This is a genomic window from Curvibacter gracilis ATCC BAA-807 (genome assembly GCF_000518645.1).
Lineage (GTDB): Bacteria > Pseudomonadota > Gammaproteobacteria > Burkholderiales > Burkholderiaceae_C > Curvibacter > Curvibacter gracilis.
The window spans coordinates 19,081-41,600 of record NZ_JADZ01000037.1; the positions used below are offsets into that span (position 1 = coordinate 19,081).

The 22,520-nt window shown below is 65.3% G+C and carries 19 protein-coding genes and 1 other RNA gene; 6 read left to right on the forward strand and 14 right to left on the reverse strand.

Annotated features, from left to right (window positions below; genetic code table 11):
* The first annotated feature begins 1 nt into the window (after position 1).
* Both L880_RS0122525 and pcp read left to right on the forward strand, forming a co-directional pair.
* Complete coding sequence (locus L880_RS0122525) at positions 2-3,694, forward strand: hydantoinase B/oxoprolinase family protein (RefSeq protein WP_043330281.1); 3,693 nt, start codon at positions 2-4, stop codon at positions 3,692-3,694.
* A 14-nt stretch (positions 3,695-3,708) separates the two neighbouring features.
* Positions 3,709-4,350 (forward strand): pyroglutamyl-peptidase I, encoded by a 642-nt coding sequence (gene pcp, locus L880_RS0122530; protein WP_027477598.1) that lies wholly within the window; start codon positions 3,709-3,711, stop codon positions 4,348-4,350.
* 59 nt (positions 4,351-4,409) lie between these two features.
* Here pcp and L880_RS33170 read toward each other — a convergent pair whose 3' ends face one another.
* The 10 genes from L880_RS33170 to gyrA form a co-directional block, all read right to left on the reverse strand.
* The gene (locus tag L880_RS33170; protein WP_084461544.1) at positions 4,410-4,745 is read right to left on the reverse strand and encodes a ComEA family DNA-binding protein; all 336 of its coding nucleotides are present in this window, start codon (positions 4,743-4,745) and stop codon (positions 4,410-4,412) included.
* Between the two features lie 134 nt (positions 4,746-4,879).
* A complete protein-coding gene (lapB, locus tag L880_RS0122540) occupies positions 4,880-6,037 on the reverse strand; it encodes a lipopolysaccharide assembly protein LapB (protein WP_027477599.1) in 1,158 nt (385 codons plus the stop codon).
* Positions 6,027-6,353, reverse strand: a complete 327-nt coding sequence (locus L880_RS0122545) for a LapA family protein (RefSeq protein WP_027477600.1) — start codon at positions 6,351-6,353, stop codon at positions 6,027-6,029. Before L880_RS0122545 ends, lapB begins: the two co-directional genes overlap by 11 nt.
* An 83-nt stretch (positions 6,354-6,436) precedes the next feature.
* Positions 6,437-6,745, reverse strand: a complete 309-nt coding sequence (locus tag L880_RS0122550) for an integration host factor subunit beta (RefSeq protein ID WP_027477601.1) — start codon at positions 6,743-6,745, stop codon at positions 6,437-6,439.
* 79 nt (positions 6,746-6,824) lie between these two features.
* Positions 6,825-8,510 carry a 30S ribosomal protein S1 gene (gene rpsA / locus L880_RS0122555; RefSeq protein ID WP_027477602.1) on the reverse strand — a complete coding sequence of 562 codons (1,686 nt, stop codon included), beginning with the start codon at positions 8,508-8,510 and terminating at the stop codon, positions 6,825-6,827.
* Between the two features lie 203 nt (positions 8,511-8,713).
* A complete protein-coding gene (locus L880_RS0122560; RefSeq protein WP_027477603.1) occupies positions 8,714-10,726 on the reverse strand; it encodes a bifunctional 3-phosphoshikimate 1-carboxyvinyltransferase/cytidylate kinase in 2,013 nt (670 codons plus the stop codon).
* Positions 10,726-11,604 carry a prephenate dehydrogenase gene (locus tag L880_RS0122565; protein ID WP_019577671.1) on the reverse strand — a complete coding sequence of 293 codons (879 nt, stop codon included), beginning with the start codon at positions 11,602-11,604 and terminating at the stop codon, positions 10,726-10,728. The genes L880_RS0122560 and L880_RS0122565 overlap by 1 nt, the downstream gene beginning before the upstream one ends.
* 42 nt (positions 11,605-11,646) lie before the next feature.
* A complete protein-coding gene (gene pheA, locus L880_RS0122570) occupies positions 11,647-12,753 on the reverse strand; it encodes a prephenate dehydratase (protein WP_019577672.1) in 1,107 nt (368 codons plus the stop codon).
* Positions 12,754-12,819: 66 nt separating this feature from the next.
* Positions 12,820-13,926 (reverse strand): 3-phosphoserine/phosphohydroxythreonine transaminase, encoded by a 1,107-nt coding sequence (gene serC, locus L880_RS0122575; protein ID WP_027477604.1) that lies wholly within the window; start codon positions 13,924-13,926, stop codon positions 12,820-12,822.
* Between the two features lie 73 nt (positions 13,927-13,999).
* Entirely contained in the window at positions 14,000-16,672 is a 2,673-nt protein-coding gene (gene gyrA / locus L880_RS0122580; protein WP_027477605.1) for a DNA gyrase subunit A, read from the reverse strand.
* 224 nt (positions 16,673-16,896) lie between these two features.
* Here gyrA and ompA point away from each other — a divergent pair, with 224 nt between their 5' ends.
* The 4 genes from ompA (at position 16,897) to ssrA (ending at position 19,433) form a co-directional block, all read left to right on the forward strand.
* Positions 16,897-17,550: an outer membrane protein OmpA gene (ompA, locus tag L880_RS0122585; RefSeq protein ID WP_027477606.1), complete on the forward strand. Its 654-nt coding sequence runs from the start codon at positions 16,897-16,899 to the stop codon at positions 17,548-17,550.
* Between the two features lie 72 nt (positions 17,551-17,622).
* Complete coding sequence (gene ubiG, locus L880_RS0122590) at positions 17,623-18,357, forward strand: bifunctional 2-polyprenyl-6-hydroxyphenol methylase/3-demethylubiquinol 3-O-methyltransferase UbiG (RefSeq protein ID WP_019577677.1); 735 nt, start codon at positions 17,623-17,625, stop codon at positions 18,355-18,357.
* Positions 18,358-18,374: 17 nt separating this feature from the next.
* Positions 18,375-19,043 carry an HAD family hydrolase gene (locus L880_RS0122595; RefSeq protein ID WP_027477607.1) on the forward strand — a complete coding sequence of 223 codons (669 nt, stop codon included), beginning with the start codon at positions 18,375-18,377 and terminating at the stop codon, positions 19,041-19,043.
* A 13-nt stretch (positions 19,044-19,056) separates the two neighbouring features.
* Positions 19,057-19,433: a transfer-messenger RNA gene (gene ssrA, locus L880_RS35160) on the forward strand.
* A gap of 104 nt (positions 19,434-19,537) precedes the next feature.
* Here ssrA and L880_RS0122600 read toward each other — a convergent pair.
* The 4 genes from L880_RS0122600 to L880_RS0122615 all read right to left on the reverse strand — a co-directional run bounded on the left by L880_RS0122600 (position 19,538) and on the right by L880_RS0122615 (position 22,407).
* The gene (locus L880_RS0122600) at positions 19,538-20,683 is read right to left on the reverse strand and encodes a site-specific integrase (protein ID WP_157463026.1); all 1,146 of its coding nucleotides are present in this window, start codon (positions 20,681-20,683) and stop codon (positions 19,538-19,540) included.
* A gap of 339 nt (positions 20,684-21,022) precedes the next feature.
* Positions 21,023-21,523: a helix-turn-helix domain-containing protein gene (locus L880_RS0122605; RefSeq protein WP_027477609.1), complete on the reverse strand. Its 501-nt coding sequence runs from the start codon at positions 21,521-21,523 to the stop codon at positions 21,023-21,025.
* A 2-nt stretch (positions 21,524-21,525) separates the two neighbouring features.
* On the reverse strand, positions 21,526-22,125 hold the full coding sequence (locus L880_RS0122610) for a hypothetical protein (RefSeq protein WP_027477610.1): 600 nt from the start codon (positions 22,123-22,125) through the stop codon (positions 21,526-21,528).
* 3 nt (positions 22,126-22,128) lie between these two features.
* Positions 22,129-22,407 carry a DUF6378 domain-containing protein gene (locus L880_RS0122615; protein ID WP_027477611.1) on the reverse strand — a complete coding sequence of 93 codons (279 nt, stop codon included), beginning with the start codon at positions 22,405-22,407 and terminating at the stop codon, positions 22,129-22,131.
* Between the last annotated feature and the right edge of the window lie 113 nt (positions 22,408-22,520).

A 22,520-nucleotide genomic window follows, 5' to 3' on the forward strand; every position in this document is an offset into this window, starting at 1 on the left:
CATGCAAGCCACTGTTTCGCCCACCCCCAATCGCTGGCAATTCTGGATCGACCGTGGAGGCACCTTCACCGACATCGTGGCGCGCAAGCCGCTGGCCGACGGAGGCTTCACCCTGGTCACGCACAAGCTGCTGTCCGAGAACCCTGAGCAGTACCGCGACGCGGCGGTGGCCGGCATCCGCCACCTGCTGGGCCTGAAGGCCGGCGAGCCGATCACGCCCGAGCAGGTCGAGTGCGTGAAGATGGGCACCACCGTGGCCACCAATGCCCTGCTGGAGCGCAAGGGCGAAGCCACGCTGCTGGTGACCACGCGTGGCTTTCGTGATGCCCTGCGCATCGCCTACCAGAACCGACCGCGCCTGTTCGATCGCCACATCGTGCTGCCCGAGCTGCTGTACACCGAGGTCATCGAAGCCGACGAGCGTGTGGGCGCCCAGGGCGAACTGGTGCAGCCGCTGGACGAGGCCCGGCTGCGGTCCGATCTGCAGGCTGCCTACGACCGGGGCCTGCGCAGCGTGGCGATTGTCTTCATGCACGGCTACCGCTACACCGCCCACGAAAAGGCCGCCCAGGCGCTGGCCAGCGCCATCGGCTTCACGCAGATCAGCAGCTCGCACGAAACCAGCCCGCTGATGAAGTTCGTGAGCCGGGGCGACACCACGGTGGTCGATGCCTACCTGTCGCCCATCCTGCGCCGCTATGTGGACCAGGTGGCCTCGGAGATGCCGGGCGTGCGCCTGTTCTTCATGCAATCGTCGGGCGGCCTGACCGATGCCCATGTGTTCCAGGGCAAGGACGCGATTCTGTCCGGCCCGGCCGGGGGCATCGTGGGCATGGCCCGCACCGCCGGCCTGGCAGGGCACGACGACGTGATCGGCTTTGACATGGGCGGCACCTCGACCGATGTGAGCCACTTCCGGGGCGGCCTGCAAGGCGAGTTCGAGCGCGAGTTCGAAACCCAGGTGGCCGGGGTGCGCATGCGCGCACCCATGATGAGCATCCACACCGTGGCCGCCGGCGGTGGCTCGATCCTGCAGTTTGATGGGGCCCGCTTCCGCGTGGGCCCTGAAAGCGCCGGGGCCAACCCGGGCCCGGCCAGCTACCGCCGCGGCGGCCCGCTGGCCGTGACCGATGCGAACGTGATGGTGGGCAAGGTGCAGCCGCGCTACTTCCCGTCGGTGTTCGGCCCGCAGGCCAATGAGCGGCTGGACGCCGAAGTGGTGCAGCAGCGCTTTGCCGAGCTGGCCCAACGCGCCGGCCGCACGGCCGAAGAAGTGGCCGAGGGCTTCATCCAGATCGCCGTGCAGCAGATGGCCAACGCGATCAAGAAGATCTCGGTGGCCCGGGGCTATGACGTGACCCGCTACACCCTGCAGTGCTTCGGCGGCGCCGGTGGGCAACACGCCTGCCTGGTGGCCGATGCCTTGGGCATGACGCGGGTGTTCGTGCACCCTCTGGCCGGCGTGCTGTCGGCCTACGGCATGGGCCTGGCCGACCAGAGCCTGATCCGCGAGCAGGCGGTGGAGTTGCGCCTGCAGGCCGAGGCCCTGCCTGACATCCAGGCCCGGCTGGACGCCCTGGCCCAGGGCGCCGAGGCCGAGCTGGGCCGCCAGCAGGTCGGCGCCGGTGGCATCACCACGCACCGCCGTGTTCATGTGCGCTACGAGGGCAGTGACTCGGCGCTGGTGGTGGCCTACCGGCCCGGTGAATCGGTCGAGCAGACCCTGGCCGCCATCCAGGCGGGCTTCGAGCAGGCCTACCGACAACGCTTTGCCTTCCTGATGGCCGGCAAGGGCCTGGTGGTCGAGGCCGTGTCGGTCGAGTCGGTGGTGGCGGGCGATGCGCCGGCCGAGCCGCAGCACGCGCTGAATCCGGTGCGCGAGGTGCCGCGCCGCGAAACGGTGCGCATGTACTCGGGGGCCCGCTGGCACGACGCCGCGCTGGTGGTGCGTGAAGACCTGCGCCCCGGCGACGTGATCCCGGGCCCGGCCATCATTGCCGAGAAGAACGCCACCACCATCGTCGAGCCGGGCTGGGAGGCCACGCTGACGGCGCTGGACCACCTGGTGCTGGAGCGCCGCGAAGCCCGCGCCATCACCTACGCGGCAGGCACCACGGCCGACCCGGTACTGCTGGAGGTGTTCAACAACCTGTTCATGAACATCGCCGAGCAGATGGGCCTGCAACTGCAGAACACCGCCTACTCGGTGAACATCAAGGAGCGGCTGGATTTCAGCTGCGCCTTGTTCGACGCCGCGGGCAACCTGATCGCCAATGCCCCGCACATGCCGGTGCACCTGGGCTCGATGGGCGAAAGCATCAAGACCGTCATCCGCGAGAACGCCGGCCGCATGCAGCCCGGTGATGTGTACGCCCTGAACGACCCCTACCATGGCGGCACCCACCTGCCCGACGTGACCGTGATCACCCCGGTCTACCTGGGCCAGGCGGCCGACGAGCAGCCGCTGTTCTACGTGGGCTCGCGCGGGCACCACGCCGACATCGGGGGCATCACGCCCGGCTCGATGCCCCCGTTCTCGACCCGCATCGAAGAAGAGGGCGTGCAGATCAACAACTTCAAGCTGGTCGATCGCGGCACCCTGCGCGAGGCCGAGATGGTGGCCCTGCTGCAGAGCGGCGAATACCCGAGCCGCAACCCCGCCCAGAACCTGGCCGATTTGAAAGCGCAGATTGCCGCCAACGAGAAGGGCGTGCAGGAGCTGCGCAAGATGGTGGCCCAGTTCGGCCTGGACGTGGTGCAGGCCTATATGGGCCATGTGCAGGACAACGCCGAAGAGTCGGTGCGCCGTGCCATCACCCGCCTCAAGGACGGCCGCTTCACCCTGCCGCTGGACAACGGCGCCCAGATCGCGGTCAGCATCCGCGTGAATGGGGCCGAGCGCAGCGCCGAGATCGACTTCACCGGCACCAGCCCTCAGCAGATCAACAACTTCAACGCCCCCACGGCGGTCTGCATGGCGGCGGTGCTGTACGTGTTCCGCACCCTGGTGGATGACGACATCCCGCTCAACGCCGGCTGCCTGAAGCCCTTGAAGGTGATCATCCCCGAGGGCTCGATGCTCAGCCCGCGCCCACCCGCCTCGGTGGTGGCCGGCAATGTGGAAACCTCCACCTGCATCACCAACGCCCTGATCGGCGCCCTGAGCCTGATGGGGGCCAGCCAGTGCACGGTGAACAACTTCACCTTCGGCAATGCGCGCTACCAGTACTACGAAACCATCAGCGGCGGCAGCGGCGCTGGCGCGGTGTTTGATGCGCAAGGTCAGGTCACGGGCGGCTTCGATGGCACCAGCGTGGTCCAGACCCACATGACCAACTCGCGCATGACCGACCCCGAGGTACTGGAGTTCCGCTACCCCGTGCGCCTGGAGAGCTACGAGATCCGTCAGGGCTCGGGCGGTGCCGGGCGCTGGCAGGGTGGCAATGGTGGCGTACGCCGCCTGCGCTTCCTGGAAGACATGACGGCCAGCATCCTGTCCAACGGCCGCATGCGCGGTGCTTTCGGCATGGCCGGTGGCGAGGCCGGCGCCGTGGGCGTGAACCGTGTGCTGCGCAGCGACGGCCGTGTCGAGACGCTGGAGCACATTGGCCAGGCCGAGATGAAGGCGGGCGATGTGTTCGAGATCCAGACCCCCGGCGGTGGCGGCTACGGCCCGGCCGACGCAGCCCGCTGAAGAGGCCCGCCACCATGCCCGGCACGGTCTTGCTCACGGGATTCGAGCCCTTTGGTGGGGACCCGATCAACCCCTCCTGGGAGGTGGCACGCCAGCTGGACGGCTGCGTGCTGGCCGGCGGGCAGCGCGTGCAGGCACTGCAACTGCCTTGTGTGTTCAGCACGGCCTGGCCGATGCTGCGCCAGGCCATCGAGGCCGGCCCCGCGCCCGCGCTGGTCATGGCGCTGGGCCTGGCGGCCTCGCGCACCGAGCTGTGTGTGGAGCGGGTGGCCCTGAACTGGGTGGATGCGCGCATCCCCGACAACGCGGGTGAGCAGCCGCTGGATCAGCCCATCCTGCCCGAGTCCCCGCTGGCCTGGCGCAGTCGCCTGCCGGTGAAGGCCATGGTCCAGGCCATGCAGGCCGTGGGCGCGCCGGCGGCCGTGTCTTACACCGCGGGCACCTTTGTGTGCAACCAGTTGCTGTTTCTGTTGAGTGACTACCTGGAGCAGCACCCCGGCCTGCGCGGGGGCTTCATGCATGTGCCGCCGTTCGCCGATGAGGCCGGGGCGCGGGGTGTGCCCATCGGCCTGCAAACCAGGGCTGTGCGGGCGGCGCTGGAGGCCGCGCTGGCCCGGCAGCACGATGCCGCCCTGGTCGGTGGCCCCCTCGACTGATCGACCCAGTGTTCATGTGGCGCAGCCTGGGGCTTTGCAGCCTCGGGCGCTGAGCAGAATCAGGGCTTGTCGCTTTCTGGCTGGGGTGTGCCGGGGTAGGCTTGCCCCTGCACCGTCAGGCCCTGGTGTGAGAGCTGCCGAGCGCGGCGCGGGCCGATGCCGGGCACGCGGCGGATCAGGTCCGGCCAATCGGCGAAGGGGCTTTGCTGGCGCTGGCTCAGGATCTTTTGCGACAGGGCCGGCCCCACATGCAGCAGGCTGTCGAGCTGGGCCTCGGTGGCCTGGTTGATCTCCAACTCGGCATGGGCCAATGTGCCCAGAGACAAGCTCAGGGCGCAGGTGCTGAGCAAGTTGCGGATGGCAGGCCGGAAGGTGGCCGACGACAGAGGGGGCATGGGGCGCTCCAGGGTTGGCAGAGCCTTTGATTAAAGGCTGGCTGGTCGCCTGGAAGGCACCCCCGTCGCCACCTCAATGGTGATCAATTGAAAAACCCGTTCAAGAGTCTTTCAGGCCTGACCCCGGGGGTGCCTCAAAGCTCTTCGACGCGCTGGGCCGGGTAGCTGTCCCAGGACTGGCAGCCCGGGCATTGCCAGAAGTACTGTTTGGCTTCGAAGCCGCAGGCCGCGCAGCGGTAGCGGATCAGCGGCTTGGCGGCGTGGTCCAGAGCGCGTTGCACCTGCGGGTGGAACTGCTCATGGCTGAGCTGCTCACCGGCCAGCCAGCGCGCAGCGGCCACCAGCGAGGGCTCTTTGTCGAGGTGGCGCACATAGCGCTCGCGGGCCACCTCGGTGGGCACGCCCTGGGCCTGGCTCAGGGTGACCAGGGCTTCGAGCAGGTCCAGCGAGGGGTGTTCCTGGTAGCTGGCGTCGAGCTGGGCCAGGGTTTCCGGGCCGCGTTGGGCCGCCTGGGCGCAGTCGGCCCACAGCGGTGCGGCCAGCGAGAGGTGGCTGGGGGCCACCCGGGCCATGTGCTGCAAGGTGTCGCAGGCGAGGCTGTGCTGCCCCTGCAGGGCCAGCAGGCGGGCGGTTTCGATGTAGGCGCGCGGGGCCTCGGGGGCGATGGTGCGGGCTTCTGCCAGGCGGTCCAGCGCGCCCGGCACGTTCTGTTGCGCCACCAGGCTGAGCGCCTGCTCGCTCAGGTAGTGGGCCTGGCGGGCATTGAAGCGGCCCTGGCCGGCCTGGTCCATGCGCTCGGCAATGGCGGCGGCCTGCGGCCAGTCGCGCGAGCGTTCGTAGATGGCCAGCAGGGCCAGTCGGGCCTGGCTTTCGAAGGGGCTGCCTTCGAGCTTGTGCAGCGCGGCTTCTGCCCGGTCCAGCAGGCCGGCCTTCAGGAAGTCGAGGGCCAGCGCGTGCTGGGCGCGCTCGCGGTCTGTGCGGCTGAGGTCGGCGCGGCTCAGCAGGTGCTCGTGCACGCGCACGGCGCGTTCGTACTCGCCACGCCGCCGAAACAGGTTGCCCAGGGCAAAGTGCAGCTCCGAGGTGTCCGGGTCGTTCTGGACGGCTTCGATGAAGGCGTCGATGGCCTGGTCTTGCTGCTCGTTGAGCAGAAAGTTCAGGCCCTTGAAATAGGCCTTGGGTGCCTGGCGGTTTTCCAGGCGCAATTGGCGGATGTCGAAGCGTGAGGCGCCCCATCCCAGCACAAAGGCCAGCGGCAGGCCCAGCAAGAGCCAGCTGAGATCAAATTCCATGAGGGGGTTCGTGCTCGTCTACGGAGGGTGGCGGGGCCACCGGGGCTTGAGGAGGGGCGGCCTGGGCTGCCGGCTGTTGGGCCGCCTGGTCCTGGTGCTTGCGTGCGGCGCTGCGGTGCTTCCACCAGCGCGGCACCATGCCCAGAACGCCCGCCACCACGCCCAGCGTGAAAGCGGCCAGCACCACCAACACCAGCGGCGCCCGCCATTGGGTGCCGAAGAAGAAGTGGACGGTTGCGTCTTGCTGGTTGTTCAGCGCAAAGGCAAACAGGGTAAAAAAAATGGCTGCCTTGAGCAGCCACATGAGGTATTTCATTCATCTCCTCAGTGACGGGGAGATTCTAACGAGGGATGACCGGCATGCCGGCCTTGGCCGCATCGCCAGGGCAGCACTTGGTGTCACTTGGGCTCTTGGCCCAGTTCCTCGGTGCGCTTGTCCACCGCCTCGCGCAGGGCCTTGCCCGGCTTGAAATGGGGTACGCGCTTGCTCGGAATCGCCACACTCTCGCCGCTGCGCGGGTTACGACCCATGCGGGGCGGGCGGTGGTTGATCGAGAAGCTGCCGAAGCCACGGATCTCGATCCGGTGGCCACGCACCAGTGCATCGCCCAAGGCGTCAAGAATGGTCTTGACGGCGTGTTCGGCATCCCGGTGTGTCAATTGGCTGAACCGGTTGGCCAGCTCTTCAACAAGGTCGGATCGGGTCATGGGTTCAGTCTGGAAAAGAAAAAGGGCCGGTTTTGCAGCATGTGCAAAACCGGCCCCGGGGCCGGCTGATCCGTCAGGATCAGTTGTTGCCGCCGTCCAGCTTGGCGCGCAGCAGAGCGCCCAGGCTGGTGGTGCCGGCGCTTTCGCGGGCCGATTGCTGGCTGAGCGATGCCATGGCTTCTTGCTGGTCAGCAGCGTCCTTGGCCTTGATCGACAGCTGGATGTTGCGGGTCTTGCGATCCACGTTCACCACCACGGCAGTCACTTCGTCGCCTTCCTTCAGCACGTTGCGAGCGTCTTCCACGCGGTCACGCGAGATTTCGCTGACGCGCAGGTAGCCGATGATGTCTTCGCCCAGATCGATTTCAGCGCCACGAGCGTCCACCGTCTTGACCTTGCCGGTCACGGTCTGGCCCTTGTCGTTCACGGTCACGAAAGTGGTGAACGGGTCGGAGTCGAGCTGCTTGATGCCCAGCGAGATGCGTTCGCGGTCCACGTCCACGGCCAACACGATGGCTTCGACTTCTTGGCCCTTCTTGTAGTTGCGGACAGCGGCTTCGCCAGCTTCGTTCCACGACAGGTCGGACAGGTGAACCAGACCGTCGATGCCGGCAGCCAGACCCACGAACACGCCGAAGTCGGTGATCGACTTGATCGGGCCCTTGACGCGGTCGCCGCGCTTGGTGTTTTGCGCGAACTCTTGCCACGGGTTGGCCTTGCACTGCTTCATGCCCAGGCTGATGCGGCGCTTGTCTTCGTCGATTTCCAGAACCATGACTTCGACTTCGTCGCCCAGCGTGACCAGCTTGCTGGGGGCGATGTTCTTGTTGGTCCAGTCCATTTCGGAGACGTGCACCAGGCCTTCGATGCCGGGTTCGAGTTCAACAAACGCGCCGTAGTCGGCGATGTTGGTGATCTTGCCGAACAGGCGAGTGCCTTGCGGGTAGCGACGGTTGACGCCCATCCAAGGATCGTCGCCCATTTGCTTGAGGCCCAGGGACACGCGGTTCTTTTCGGTGTCGAACTTGAGGATCTTGGCGGTGATTTCCTGACCAGCTTGCACCACTTCGCTCGGGTGGCGGACACGGCGCCATGCCATGTCGGTGATGTGCAGCAGGCCGTCGATGCCGCCGAGGTCAACGAACGCACCGTATTCGGTGATGTTCTTGACCACGCCGTTGACGATGGAGCCTTCCTTCAGGGTTTCCATCAGCTTGGCGCGCTCTTCGCCCATCGAGGCTTCGACCACGGCACGGCGCGACAGCACGACGTTGTTGCGCTTGCGATCCAGCTTGATGACCTTGAATTCCAGGGTCTTGTTTTCGAAGGGCGACAGGTCCTTGATCGGACGGGTGTCGATCAGCGAACCCGGCAGGAAGGCGCGGATGCCGTTGACCAGGACGGTCAGACCGCCCTTGACCTTGCCGCTGGTGGTGCCGGTGACGAATTCGCCGGATTCCAGGGCCTTTTCCAGGGCCAGCCACGAGGCCAGACGCTTGGCCTTGTCGCGCGACAGGATGGTGTCGCCGTAGCCGTTTTCGATGGCGTCGATGGCCACCGACACGAAGTCACCCACTTGGACTTCGACTTCGCCCTTGTCGTTCTTGAACTCTTCCAGAGGCACATAGGCTTCCGACTTGAGGCCAGCGTTCACGACCACGAAGCTGTGCTCGATGCGCACGACTTCGGCGGTGATGACTTCGCCTGCACGCATTTCAGAGCGTTGCAGAGATTCTTCAAAAAGGGCGGCAAAAGATTCAGACATGAAGTTTCCTAGTCCGCAAGCAGGAAATGCGAAGGCACCATTGCCATCGCTCGGGGCTGATTGCGGCGGTTTTTTTGCGGGCTGACCCGCGGGTTACGTTGATGAACCCCACCGCCTGTGCGCTGACGCGCGAAGGGGGCTGTGGGGGCCTTCACCGGCCGTGCTATGACAATGAAAATGACAATCGCACGGCTCGGTTTTGCTCAGGTGGCGGCTGTGGGGCCGATGGCCTGGCGTTGCAGCCAGCCTTTCAACACCTGAGACACCGATTCTTCGATGGTCAACTCGGAGTTGTCGAGCAACTGCGCATCAGGCGCGGGCTTCAAGGGCGCAACGGCCCGGTTTTGATCCCGGGCGTCACGGGCTTCGAGGTCCGCGCGCAACTCGCTGAGGTTAGCAGAGATCCCTTTTGAAATCAATTGCTTGTAGCGGCGCTCGGCGCGGCAGGCCGCGCTGGCCGTCATGTAGAGCTTGTAAGGGGCGTCGGGAAAGATCACCGTGCCCATGTCGCGCCCGTCGGCCACCAGGCCGGGCAGGGCGCGAAAGCTGTGTTGCAGATCCACCAGGGCCAGGCGCACCGCGGGCAGGGCCGACACCTTGGAGGCGTTCATGCCGGCCTCTTCGGTGCGGATGGCTTCGGTCACATCGTCGCTACCCAGCCACACCTTGCCGTCTTCAAAACGCACCGGCAGGGTGCGGGCCAGGTCGGCGATCGCGGTTTCGTGTTCGGTGCTGATGGCCAGCCCGGCGCGCAGCGCGGCCAGCGCGGTGATGCGGTACATGGCCCCCGAATCCAGAAAATGGTAGCCCAGGCGGGCGGCCACGGCCGCGGCCACGGTGCCCTTGCCCGAGGCCGTGGGGCCGTCGATGCAGATCACCGGGATGCGTTGGGTCGGGGTGCTGACCAGGCCGAACAAGGCCTCGAAGTAGTCCGGGAAGGTCTTGGCCACGCACTTGGGGTCTTCGATGCGCACGCTCACGCCATCGGGGTTGAAGGCCGCCAGCGAGAAGCACATGGCCACGCGGTGATCGTCGTAGGTGTGGATGCTGGCGCTGCGCCATTGGCCAGCAGGCAGCGGGTGCACGCGCAGCCAGTCGGGGCCTTCTTCGACCGTGGCACCCAGCTTGCCCAGTTCGGCGGCCATGGCGGCGATGCGGTCGGTTTCCTTGACGCGCCAGCTGGCGATGTTGCGCAAGGTGGTGGGGCCGTCGGCGTACAAGGCCATCACGGCCAGCGTCATGGCGGCGTCCGGGATGTGGTTGCAGTCGAGGTCGATGCCCTTGAGCGGCCAGTGTTGGCGCGAAATCTCCAGCCAGTTGGCCCCGCCCTCCACCTGCGCGCCCATCAGGCGTGCGGCTTCGACAAAGCGGATGTCGCCCTGGATCGAGTCCAGGCCCACGCCCTGGATGCGCACCTTGCCACCCGGTTGGTGGGGTTGGGCCAGGGCGCCCAGCGCCACGAAGTAGCTGGCCGACGAGGCATCGGCCTCGACGTGGATGTCGCCGGGCGACTGGTAGCGGCTGCCTGCCGGAATGGTGAAGCGGGCCCAGCCCTCGCGCCGCACCTGGATGCCGAAGCGCTGCAGCAGGTTGAGCGTGATCTCGATGTAGGGCTTGCTGATCAGCTCGCCCACCACCTCGATCACGATGTCTTGCGTGGCCGCCAGCGGCAAGGCCATCAGCAAGGCCGTGAGGAACTGGCTGGACACATCGCCCCGCACCGGGATGGGCTGGTCGAGCTGGAGCTTGGGCGGGTGGATGTGCAGCGGCGGGTAGCCCTCGTTGCCGGTGTAATCGATCTGGCAGCCGAGTTGGCGCAGGGCGTCCACCAGGTCGCCGATGGGGCGCTCGTGCATGCGCTTCACGCCGCTGAGCTCGAAATCACCCCCCAGCAGGGCCAGGGCGGCGGTGAGCGGGCGCATGGCGGTGCCGGCATTGCCCATGAAGAGCTTGGCCTGGCGCTGCCCCAGTTGGCCGCCCAGGCCATCGATCTCGAGCACGCTGCCTTGCTGGCGCAGGCCGCAGCCCAGGGTGCGCAGGGCGTCCAGCATCACGCGGGTGTCGTCCGAATCCAGCAGGTCGTGGATGCGGGTGGTGCCCGCGCTCAGGGCCGCCAGCAGCAGCACGCGGTTGGAGATGCTTTTTGAGCCGGGCAGGGTGACGGCGCCACCGGCACTGGCGAGCGGGGGCAGGTCGAGGAATTCGGTGCTGAACATTATTTGGCGGTGCGGGGGGCTGCCAGGCGCCATTGGGCGCGAACCTGGCTGGCCCGGTCGATGAGGGATTCCAGGGCGGGGCCCTGGTCGGCTTCGAGTTGGGCTTCAAACTCGGCCAGCGCAGCCTTGAAGTGGCGCGTCTGGGTCAGCAGCTCTTGCCGGTTGGAGCGCAGGATGTCGCGCCACACCTTGGGGTCGCTGGCCGCGATGCGGGTGAAATCGCGGAACCCGGGGCCACCCAGGGCCATGTAGTCGTCGCCTGCCGGCTGGCTGGCAATGCCGTTGATGAAGGCAAACGCCAGCAGGTGGGGCAGGTGGCTGACAGCCGCAAAGGCGGCGTCGTGCTGCTCGGGCGACATGTGGATCACCTGCGACCCAATGGCCGTCCACACCGTGGCGGCCTTTTGCAGGTGCGCGGTCAGCGTCTTTTCGAGCGGCGTCAGGATGACCTGGCGGCCCTTGTACAGGTCGGCATCGGCGTGTTCGATGCCCGACACCTCTTTGCCCGCGATCGGGTGGGCCGGCACAAACGAGCCGATCTGGTCGCGCAGCGCGGTGCGGGCGGCTTGCACCACATCGGTCTTGGTCGAGCCCACGTCCATGATCAGCATGTCGGGCGTGACCAGGTGCTTGATCGCCTTGAGCGTGGCCTCGGTGGCCGACACCGGCACCGCCACGATCACGATGTCGGCCCCGGCCACGGCCAGCAGTGCCGAGGGGGCCGCCAGGTCGATCACGCCCATCTGGCGCGCTTTTTCGGTGGTGGAGGGCGACTTGCTGTAGCCCACCACCCGCTTGACCAGGCCTGCCCGCTTGAGCGCCAGCGCAAACGAGCCGCCCATCAGGCCGCAGCCGATCAGGCCTAGTTGCTCAAACATGGCGGGCTCCGGTGAGGGGTGTGTGCATCGTGTGCAGCCGCATCAGGCGGCCCCGACCGGGTAGGAGCCCAGCACCTTGTAGAAGGCGCACAGGCTGCTCAGCTCTTCGAGGGCCTTGGCCACATTGGGCTGCGAGGGGTGGCCGTCGAGGTCGATGTAGAAGTAGTACTCCCAGTGACCGGTGCGCGCCGGGCGCGACTCGAAGCGCGTCATCGACACGCCATGGGTCTTCAGCGGTACCAGCAGGTCGTGCACCGCGCCGGGCCGGTTGGGCACTGACACCACCAGGCTGGTGCAGTCGTGGCCCGAGGCCGGCGGCGTGGCCTGCGTCTGCGGCAGGGCGATCACGGCAAAGCGGGTGCGGTTGTAGGCCTCGTCCTGGATGGCATGGGCCACGATGTGCAGGCCGAACAGGGTGGCGGCACGCTCGCTGGCCAGGCCGGCCCAGGCCGGGTTGGTGGCCGCCAGGCGAGCGCCTTCGGCGTTGCTGGACACCGGGCGGCGCTCGGCATGGGGCAGGTGCTTGGACAGCCAGGCCTGGCACTGCGCCAGCGCCTGCGGGTGGGCCAGCACCGCCTCGATGCCGTCCAGCGAGGCGCTCTGGCGCAGCAGGTTGTGCCGCACCAGCAGGCTCACTTCACCGATCACATGGGTGGGCGTGTGCAGGAACAGGTCGAGCGAGCGGGTGACCACACCTTCGACCGAGTTCTCGACCCCCACCACGCCGTACTGGGCGCTGCCCGCGGCGGTGGCGTGGAACACCTCGTCAAAGTTGGCGCAGTACATCAGGTCGGCGGCACCGCCAAAGAACTCGATGGCCGCCTGCTCGCAGAAGGTGCCGGCGGGCCCCAGCACGGCCACGCGCTGCGGCGACTCCAGGGCCAGGCAGGCCGACATGATTTCGCGCCAGATGGCGGCCACATGTTCGTCCTTGAGCGGGCCGGGGTTGGCGGTCTTGATCTTTTCGATCACCTGGGCCACACGGTCGGGGCGGAAGAAGGGCGTGCCTTCGCGCTTCTTGACCTCGCCCACCTGCTCGGCCACATGGGCGCGCTGGTTGAGCAGGCTGAGCAGTTGCTGGTCGAGCGAGTCGATCTGGACGCGCAGATCGCCCAGGGTGGGCAAGGGGGCGTTGGAGGGCTGGGTCATGTCTGCGTCTCTGGGTTCTGCGCCTTGGGGCGATGTCTCTGGGCGATGGCTCTGATCGGGTTGCGCTCAGGCCTTGGTTTTTTCGAATTCGCGCAGGTAGTCCACCAGCGCCTGCACGCCCGCCAGCGGCATGGCGTTGTAAATACTGGCCCGCATGCCGCCCACCGACTTGTGGCCCTTGAGCTGCAGCAGCCCGCGTGCCTTGGCGCCGGCCAGGAAGGCGTCGTTCAGCGACTCGTCGCGCAGCCGGAAAGGCACGTTCATGCGCGAGCGGCCTTCGCGGGCCACCGGGTTGGTGTACAGCTGCGACTGGTCGATGAAGCCGTACAGCAGATCGGCCTTGGCCTTGTTGCGCGCCTCCATGGCGGCCACGCCGCTCAGGCCGGCTTCGGTCTGGCGCTTGAGCCACTGGAAGGTCAGGCCGGCGATGTAGATGCCGTAGGTGGGCGGCGTGTTGTACATCGAGTGGTTGTCGGCCACCAGCTTGTAGTCAAACGCGCTGGGGCAGGCCTTGAGTGCATGGCCCAGCAGGTCTTCGCGCACCACCACCAGGGTCAGGCCGGCGGGGCCGATGTTCTTCTGTGCGCCGCCAAAGGCCATGCCCACGCGGCTCCAGTCGACCGGGCGCGAGGCCACGTGCGACGAGAAATCGATCACCAGCGGGGCGTCGCAGCCCAGGGCCTTCAGGTCGGGCAGCTCTTGAAACTCCACGCCGTGGATGGTCTCGTTGCTGCACAGGTGCACATAGCGGGGCGCCTTGCTGAGCTGCCAGGTGGCCGGGGCCGGCAGGCTGGTGTGGCCGTCGGCCTTGTTGCTGGCGGCAATGTGCACCTCGCAGTACTTGCCCGCTTCCTTCTGGCTTTTGTCACTCCAGGAGCCCGTCACCACAAAATCGGCCGATTCGCCGCGCGACAGGTTCAGCGGCACGATGGCGTTCTCGGCCAGGCCACCGCCCTGCATGAACAGGATCTTGAAGTTCGCCGGCACGGCCAGCAGCTCGCGCAGATCGGCTTCGGCCTGCTCGTAGATGCTGATGAACTCTTTGCCGCGGTGGCTCATCTCCATGACGCTCATGCCGCTGCCGTGCCAGTCGAGCATTTCGGCGGCAGCTTGCTGCAGCACTTCTTCGGGGATCGCGGCCGGGCCGGCCGAGAAGTTGTAGGGACGCGTCATGAACAGAACCTGTAACAAAAAGACCCGGGGCCCAGCGGGCCCCGGCGGGTGGGCATCAAGAGGCAGCCGGGTGTCAGGCCTCGCCGGTGGGCTCGGTGCCGGGGTTGCCCTCAGCGCTGTCAGCACTGTCGGCACTGTCTGCGCCATCGGCTGCCGCCACGTTGGCATCGTTTTCAACAATGCGCTGCAGGCCGGACAGGCGTGAGCCTTCGTCCAGCGCGATCAGGGTCACGCCTTGGGTGGCACGGCCCAGCTCGCGGATCTCACCCACGCGGGTGCGCACCAGCACGCCCTTGTCGGTGATCAGCATGATCTCGTCGTCGGCATGCACCAGCGTGGCGGCCACCACCTTGCCGTTGCGTTCGCTTTGCTGGATGGCAATCATGCCCTTGGTGCCGCGGCCGTGGCGGGTGTACTCGGTGATCGAGGTGCGCTTGCCGTAGCCGTTTTCGGTGGCGGTGAGCACGCTTTGCTGCTCGTCTTCGGCCACCAGCATGGCGATCACGCGCTGGTGCTCTTCGAGCATCATGCCGCGCACGCCACGGGTCTGGCGGCCGGTGTCGCGCACATCGTTCTCGTCAAAGCGCACCGCCTTGCCGCCGTCGCTGAACAGCATCACGTCATGCTTGCCGTCGGTGAGGGCTGCGCCAATCAAAAAGTCGCCATCGTCCAGGTTGATGGCAATGATGCCGCCCTTGCGCGGGTTGCTGAAGTCAACCAGCGGGGTCTTCTTCACCGTGCCCATGCTGGTGGCCATGAAGATGAAGTGATCGGCCGGGAAGCTGCGGTTTTCACCCGTCAGCGGCAGCACCACGTTGATCTTCTCGCCTTCGGCCAGCGGGAACATGTTGACGATGGGGCGGCCACGCGAGCCACGCGAGCCGGCCGGAACCTCCCACACCTTGAGCCAGTACATGCGGCCGCGGTTGGAGAAGCACAGGATGTAGTCGTGCGTGTTGGCAATGAAGAGCTGGTCGATCCAGTCGTCTTCCTTGGTGGCGGTGGCCTGCTTGCCGCGCCCGCCCCGCTTTTGCGAGCGGTATTCAGACAGGGGCTGGCTCTTGATGTAGCCGCTGTGGCTCAGCGTGACCACCATGTCGGTGGGCGTGATCAGGTCTTCGGTACTCAGGTCTTGCGCGCTGTGCTCGATCTCGCTGCGGCGGGCGCCCAGCTTGGTCTGGCCGAACTCGGTCTTCACCACGCTCAGTTCGTCGCCGATGATGGTCGACACACGCTCGGGCTTGGACAGGATGTCGAGGAAGTCGTCGATCTCGGCCATCACCTCTTTGTACTCGGCCACGATCTTGTCCTGCTCCAGGCCGGTCAGGCGTTGCAGACGCATCTGCAGAATCTCTTGGGCCTGGGTTTCAGAGAGGCGGTACAGGCCGTCGGCCTGCATGCCGAACTCCAGCTCCAGCCCGTCGGGGCGGTAGTCGTCGGCATTGACCACGCCGCCATCGGCGCGGGTGCGGGTGAGCATCTCGCGCACCAGCTTGCTGTCCCAGCTCTTGAGCATCAGCTCAGCCTTGGCCACCGGTGGGGTGGGGGCGTTGCGGATGATGGCAATGAAATCGTCGATGTTGGCCAGCGCCACGGCCAGGCCTTCGAGCACGTGGCCGCGCTCGCGGGCCTTGCGCAGGTTGAAGATGGTGCGCCGTGTCACCACCTCGCGGCGGTGCTGCAGGAAGACCTCGATCAGGTCCTTCAGGTTGCAGAGCTTGGGCTGGCCGTCGATCAGGGCCACCATGTTCATGCCGAAGGTGTCTTGCAGCTGGGTCTGCTTGTACAGGTTGTTCAGCACCACCTCGGGCACTTCGCCGCGCTTGAGCTCGATCACCAGGCGCATGCCCGACTTGTCAGACTCGTCCTGGATGTGGCTGATGCCTTCGATCTTCTTCTCGTGAACCAGCTCGGCCATGCGCTCTTGCAGGGTCTTCTTGTTCACCTGGTAGGGCAGCTCGTCCACGATGATGGCCTGACGCTGGCCACGGTCGATGTCCTCAAAGTGGCAGCGCGCGCGCATCACCACCTTGCCGCGCCCGGTGCGGTAGCCGTCCTTGACGCCATTGATGCCGTAAATGATGCCGGCAGTGGGGAAGTCAGGCGCCGGGATGATCTCCATCAGGTCATCCACCGTGGCGTCGGGGTGGCGCAGCATGTGCAGGCAGGCATCCACCACCTCATTGAGGTTGTGCGGCGGGATGTTGGTGGCCATGCCCACCGCAATACCGGCCGAACCGTTCACCAGCAGATTGGGCAAACGGCTGGGCAACACCAGGGGTTCTTTTTCGCTGCCGTCGTAATTGGGCCCGAAATCAACCGTTTCCTTGTCGATATCGGCCAGCATTTCGTGGGCGATCTTGGCCAGGCGGATTTCGGTGTACCGCATGGCTGCCGCGTTATCGCCGTCCACCGATCCAAAATTACCTTGACCATCCACCAACATATGGCGCAAGGAAAAATCCTGGGCCATGCGCACAATGGTGTCGTACACCGCGCTGTCACCGTGCGGGTGGTATTTACCGATCACGTCACCCACGATACGCGCCGACTTCTTATAGGGGCGGTTCCAGTCGTTGTTCAACTCGTGCATGGCGTACAGCACGCGCCGGTGAACTGGCTTCAAGCCGTCTCGGGCATCGGGCAGCGCACGCCCCACGATCACGCTCATCGCGTAATCGAGGTAGCTGCGCCGCATTTCCTCTTCGAGACTGATGGGCAGAGTTTCTTTGGCGAACTGGGTCATGAGAGGTGGTGTTTGCGGCAGGAAAGGCTCATTTTACGGGCAACGCCCTGTCGCGAACTAGCAACAAACCGTGCATATTGCGCGCTTGTCCTGCATGGAGCTTGAGCCGGACCCCAAGGCGCGGCGAACGGGTGTGGCACAATTTAAGCAACGTTTTTGGTGGTGGTCACTGGAAGCGTACGTATTTGCCGCGCGGCTGCGGCTTTTTCCCCAAGAGGAGAACCATGAAGAAACTGAACAAAGTGGCGATGTTGTTTGCCTCCGCTGCCCTTGCAACCGCTGCTGGCGCTCAAACCGTCGACAACTGGAAGAACGGCACCGGCGAACTCGTCTGGAAGAACGGCACCAACGAACTGTGCTGGCGTGATGCCAACTGGACCCCGGCTACCGCCGTGGCCGGTTGCGATGGCGCTATCGCTCCGAAGGCTGCTCCGGCTCCGGCTCCTGCCGCTGCCCCGGCTGCTGCTCCGGCTGCTCCGGCTGCTGCTGCTCCCGCTGCCGCTCCGGCTGCTGTGGCTGCAACCAAGGTGACCTACGCTGCTGACGCCTTCTTCGACTTCGACAAGTCGGTTCTGAAGCCCGAAGGCAAGGCCAAGCTGGACGATCTGGTCGGCAAGGTCAAGGACATCAACCTGGAAGTCATCATCGCCGTCGGTCACACCGACTCGGTGGGCTCGGTGGCCTACAACCAGAAGCTGTCGGTTCGCCGCGCTGAAGCCGTGAAGGCTTACCTGGTGTCCAAGGGCATCGAAAAGAACCGCGTGTACACCGAAGGCAAGGGCAAGAGCCAGCCTGTGGCTGACAACAAGACCGCCGAAGGCCGTGCGAAGAACCGTCGCGTGGAAATCGAAGTGGTTGGCACCCGCGCCGCCAAGTAATCCCTCTCGGGTTACAACAAAAAGCCCCGGCAACGGGGCTTTTTTTATGTCTGCTTGAATCACAATTGCCCCATGACTGAAGCACAGACCTCCGCGCCCACCCTCAACGCCGACCCGGCCGAACTGGCCAAGTTTTCAGATCTGGCCCACCGCTGGTGGGACCCCGAAAGCGAGTTCCGCCCCCTGCACCAGCTCAACCCGCTGCGCCTGGACTGGATCAACGCCCAGGCCCCGCTGGCCGGGCGCAAGGTGCTCGACATCGGCTGCGGCGGCGGCATTCTGTCGGATTCGATGGCCCGCAAAGGGGCCGACGTGCTGGGCATCGACCTGGCCTCGAAGGCGCTGCGCGTGGCCCAACTGCATGCCCTGGAGGCCGGCACCACCGGCGTGCAATACCGAGAAATCAGCGCCGAAGCCCTGGCCCTGGAGCAACCCGGCCAGTTCGACGTCGTCACCTGCATGGAAATGCTCGAGCACGTGCCCGATCCGGCCTCGGTCGTGCAAGCCTGCGCCACCCTGGTCAAGCCCGGTGGCCATGTGTTCTTTTCGAGCATCAATCGCAATGCCAAGGCCTTTTTGCTGGCCATCGTGGGCGCCGAATACGTGCTGAACCTGCTGCCCCGCGGCACCCACGAATACGCCAAATTGGTGCGCCCCAGCGAACTGGCCGCCTACTCGCGCGCCGCCGGCCTCGATTGGCAGCAAACCCGCGGCCTGGGCTACAACCCGCTCACCCGCCGCTACTGGCTGCACGACGACACCAGCGTGAACTACATGGTCTCGACCCGCCGCTCCACCGCCGCCTGAAGAAGAAGGCCCCCTGCATGTTCGACCCCACCCTCCAAGCCGTTCTGTTTGATCTGGACGGCACCCTGATCGACAGCGCCCCCGACCTGGGCGCCGCCGCCGACCAGATGCGCCTGGCCCGTGGCCTGCCCTCGCTGCCCTACGAGCGCTACCGCCCCATGGCCGGCGCCGGGGCCCGCGGCATGCTGGGCGAGGCCTTTGGCGTGACCCCCGACCACCCCGACTTTGCCGCCCTGCGCGAAGAGTTCTTTCAAAACTACGAGAGCCGCCTGACCCAGGCCACCACCATCTTTGACGGTGTGCCCGAGCTGCTGGCCCAACTGGTGGGGCGCCAACTGCTTTGGGGTGTGGTCACCAACAAATCGGCCCGCTTCACCGAGCCGCTCACCCGTGCCATGCCGCTGTTCAGCACCGCCTCGGCCATCGTCAGCGGCGACACCACCCCCCACGCCAAACCCCACCCCGAGCCCCTGTTCGAGGCCGCCCGCCGCCTGGGCGTACCCCCTGAAAAATGCCTGTACGTGGGCGACGACGAGCGCGACATCATCGCTGGCCTGGCCGCCGGCATGGGCACCGTGGCCGCCTGCTACGGCTACCTGGGCCAGCGCACCGACACCGCCCAGTGGGGCGCTCACGCCGAAATTAAATCTCCGCTCGAGCTCTTGCAATGGCTGCCCGCGGCCTAAAATAGCGAGCTCTGGGGCTGCACTGGTTTCGACGTGGGTTCGGACGCGCAGCAGGGCATGTCGAGGTTCAGTCACCTCGTTAAACAGCTGAAAAAAACTAACTGCAAACGACGAACGTTTCGCACTCGCCGCTTAAACACCGGTGAGCCTCACAACAGTCGGCCAATGGGCTGGGCAAGGGTGCCGCAAGGCGTCCAGGCTGTGGGGTAATTTTCATTGGCTGGCTCTGTGTCGGGTACCTTGGCATGGGGCGAGAAAGTAGGGTGCTGGCGTCTTGTACAGCGTGCGACTGCGCGGTACAGGGTGTGAGACTCAAAACAGATCGCTAAACATGTAGAACTGTTCGAAGAAGGCTTGCGGACGGGGGTTCAAATCCCCCCAGCTCCACCACAATCGCTAACCCCCGCCAATGAGTCTCCCTCTGGCGGGGGTTTTTCTTTGCCCCCAGGATTGGCTAGTTTGGGCCACCAATTCACACCGGATTCACACAGGATTCACACCGATCCGGACGCTGCTTTTGAGGGCGTCTTCGGCTTCTGGTAGTCCTCGCGGATGAACTTGCCGTAGGTCCGAAACACCATCTCCACATCCTCATGTCCAAGCTGAGCTGCAACATACCAGGGGTTGTGGCCGGCAGTCAGCAAAACTGACGCATAGGTGTGCCGGACCTGGTAGGGGTTTCGGTACTTGATTCCTGCACGCTTGCACAAGGGTTGCCACAGCGTCTTGCGCAGTTGGGCATCTGTCGTCCATGGTTCTCGCGTGGAAGGATTCAGCCAGATCCTGCCGCCGCCATCTGGCGAAAGGGCTCGCTGTGCATGCAATGCTTCGGCGGCGGCCTTGTTCAGGTCCACCTCGCGTCGGCCTGCCGCTGTTTTGGGTGCCTTGATGACTCCAGCGACCTGGTTTTGTGTGATCTTGGCGACCTTCGCTTTCAAATCAATGTCGGGCCAACTCAGCGCTTGCAATTCCCCGGGGCGAAGCCCAGTGGCAAACCAGAATTGCACCATTGGCCGTTCATCTGCCCGGCAGGCGCTCAGTAGTTTCATTCGCTCCTCTGCGGAATATGGATCGATGACGTAGTCGCTGGCCTTTGCCGTCTGGCGAATCAGCTTACCCAGTGCTATTCGTTCGAAGGGGTTAAATTCAATCAGGCCATCATTGAGGGCGTCTTCCAGCACGCTGCGCAAAGGAATCATCAAATTGCGGATGAATTTACTGGTGCATTCCATGCCGCTGATCCAGTCGCGCAAATCGCTGGGAGTCACCTCGTTGACGCGCACGTTACGCCAGCGTTTCATCCTCTCACTGGAGATCGCTTTGGCGTAGCCGGCGAAAGTTGAGGGCGATAGCTTCCCATTTTTCACCTGGCGCTCGTAGGTGTCCCGTTGGCGCTCCAGCAAAACGCCGACACGTTGCTGGTTGGGGCGGACCATTGCGGCACGAGGGCTTTCAGGGAAATAGTCGCCGTACTTGAATGTCCCGTCGGTGATCTTGCGGCGAATCTCAGACCGCAGATTGCTGGCGTATTGGATTGAGCCCTTATTGATCGGTGCCGGGGGAAGCAGCTCTCTGCACTGCTTGCCCATCCAGGAAAAGGCAATTTGAATACGTGGACCGTTTACCTGGTCGCGAATCATTACCCCTGTCGGAAGCTCGATTACGCTTGTCTTTCCACCCATTTGTTGAACTCCTCTACGTTGACATAAAGCCGCTTCTTTGTGCCGAGCAGCGTGTGGACCCCATCCAGCCAGATTCCTCGCTTGCGCCTTGTGTGAACCGTTTGGGGTGTTTCGCCAGTCCGACGGCAATGCTCTGCAAGCAGCACCCATCGGTAAGCTGGTACTTCTGTTGTTTCTTGTGGCTCGGTTTTCCGGCTCATAAATGCCTTTTGAAAATGGTTGCGTTGATGAAATTGAACTGGGCGGTGTCGGTCACCCGTTCTCTGATAGCGAGGCCGCAGTTTTTTCGAGCGGAACTCAACTGCTACTTCTGCGGTGCGTGCTCAAGGGGCAAGGCGCCATCTCCGTCCGCCCGTCCCGATAAACCAGCACCCTCCCCATCCGACTGGGCAGCGCAAACGCATCCATCGCTCCAGGCCGCCCATCAAAGGGCCGCAGCTCCAGTGCCTTGTAGGTGTCGACCGACGCCCGGCAGGCCGGTGCCGGCAGCAGATGCGCCGTTTGAGGAATGGCCGGCGTCCGTGCCACGGGGATGAGCGTGCGCGGCACCAGGTTGCCCTGGCCATTGGCCACGGCTGTGACCGCCTCAAGGCCCCTCTTGGTGATCACGTACCGGGCGGGCCGGCTCATGTCCACGCGGGCCACCGTGCCACGCTTGACCATGCTGGCCACGCGCACGCCGGGCGCCGTGGTGCCGATGTGCTTCAGCTTGCCGAACTCATCGACCGTCAGCGGTCCATGCTCTTGCAGGTGCTTCAGGATGGCGATGGTGCTGGGTTGGTAGGTGGGGCCCATCATGCTCAGGCCTCCGCGCGAAGCGCATAAAAGGTTTGAACAAACCGGTCCCGCCAGGTGGACCAGGGGCAATCACGCCAACCCTCGAGCAGGTTGTCGGCGGCCGGCCGCACCTCTGCACCCGGGGTGTCCAAGATCGCCCAGGGTTCGTGCTGGTCTGCATTCCACAGCGTCAGATCCCGCCGCTCTGTAGCCAGGGCCACCAGATCGAAATGCCGGATCGTTGAGCGGTGCGCGGCGAAGGTCGACTGCAGCCCGTACCAGCGGCGCACCTGCACCGAGTGGACATGCTCAAAGCCGTCCCAGGCCCCCTGCAGGCTCCACTTCACGGGGCTGGCCACATCCCCCGTGAAAGCCTCATGGGCGTCGTGCATCAGGCAAGCCAGTTGCACGCTGGGGCTCAGGCCCTCACGGGCGGCGAGGGCGCAACACAGCAGGCTGTGCTCGGCCACGCTGTAGGGGCGCACCGCATGGCCCGTGAAGCGATTGATCTGCGCCAGAGCATGCGCAATGGTCTGAATCTCAAACCGGTTCACCGCCATGCCCACACCGGCCAGGTGGTGCTCGGCCCCGCGGGCCGTGATCATCCAGGTATCGGCTGCCATGGCTCAATCCTTCGGCACAGCCGACTCACCGGCCAGGGCGGCATAGGCCGCGCCATCCACGAAGTCGTCCGGGTTGAACTGCCCATTGCGGGCCGAAGCGGCGGAACGGGCCAGCTTGAGCACCTGCATGAAGGCCCAGCCCTGGCGCTCGGTGAGCGACGTGCCCTCCAGGGCGTTGAAGGCCGCCACGGTGGCCGCCATGCTGCGCTCCTGCTGGGCACCTTCGGCGCTGGTGTCGCGGTGCACACCACGGTCCAGGATCGTGGCGGCAGCGGTGCGCAAAAAGCTGTCAGCCGAGGCCGGCGGAACCGGTTTTTGAGCCAAAACTGCCTGCGAAACAGGCAAAACGGCTTTCAAAGGGCGAGCGAGTCTCTTCTGTGTTGAAACAGACATGG

Coding starts and splice junctions, on each gene's coding strand:
- L880_RS0122600 (WP_157463026.1), bottom strand. CDS start 20,683: ATGATTCGCGACCAGGTAAACGGTCCACGTATTCAAATTGCCTTTTCC.
- L880_RS0122550 (WP_027477601.1), bottom strand. CDS start 6,745: ATGACCCGATCCGACCTTGTTGAAGAGCTGGCCAACCGGTTCAGCCAA.
- L880_RS0122545 (WP_027477600.1), bottom strand. CDS start 6,353: ATGAAATACCTCATGTGGCTGCTCAAGGCAGCCATTTTTTTTACCCTG.
- lapB (WP_027477599.1), bottom strand. CDS start 6,037: ATGGAATTTGATCTCAGCTGGCTCTTGCTGGGCCTGCCGCTGGCCTTT.
- gyrA (WP_027477605.1), bottom strand. CDS start 16,672: ATGACCCAGTTCGCCAAAGAAACTCTGCCCATCAGTCTCGAAGAGGAA.
- pheA (WP_019577672.1), bottom strand. CDS start 12,753: ATGACCCAGCCCTCCAACGCCCCCTTGCCCACCCTGGGCGATCTGCGC.
- L880_RS0122605 (WP_027477609.1), bottom strand. CDS start 21,523: ATGATGGGCCCCACCTACCAACCCAGCACCATCGCCATCCTGAAGCAC.
- L880_RS0122560 (WP_027477603.1), bottom strand. CDS start 10,726: ATGTTCAGCACCGAATTCCTCGACCTGCCCCCGCTCGCCAGTGCCGGT.
- L880_RS33170 (WP_084461544.1), bottom strand. CDS start 4,745: ATGCCCCCTCTGTCGTCGGCCACCTTCCGGCCTGCCATCCGCAACTTG.
- ubiG (WP_019577677.1), top strand. CDS start 17,623: ATGACTGAAGCACAGACCTCCGCGCCCACCCTCAACGCCGACCCGGCC.
- L880_RS0122610 (WP_027477610.1), bottom strand. CDS start 22,125: ATGGCAGCCGATACCTGGATGATCACGGCCCGCGGGGCCGAGCACCAC.
- pcp (WP_027477598.1), top strand. CDS start 3,709: ATGCCCGGCACGGTCTTGCTCACGGGATTCGAGCCCTTTGGTGGGGAC.
- serC (WP_027477604.1), bottom strand. CDS start 13,926: ATGACGCGTCCCTACAACTTCTCGGCCGGCCCGGCCGCGATCCCCGAA.
- rpsA (WP_027477602.1), bottom strand. CDS start 8,510: ATGTCTGAATCTTTTGCCGCCCTTTTTGAAGAATCTCTGCAACGCTCT.
- L880_RS0122595 (WP_027477607.1), top strand. CDS start 18,375: ATGTTCGACCCCACCCTCCAAGCCGTTCTGTTTGATCTGGACGGCACC.
- ompA (WP_027477606.1), top strand. CDS start 16,897: ATGAAGAAACTGAACAAAGTGGCGATGTTGTTTGCCTCCGCTGCCCTT.
- L880_RS0122525 (WP_043330281.1), top strand. CDS start 2: ATGCAAGCCACTGTTTCGCCCACCCCCAATCGCTGGCAATTCTGGATC.
- L880_RS0122565 (WP_019577671.1), bottom strand. CDS start 11,604: ATGTTTGAGCAACTAGGCCTGATCGGCTGCGGCCTGATGGGCGGCTCG.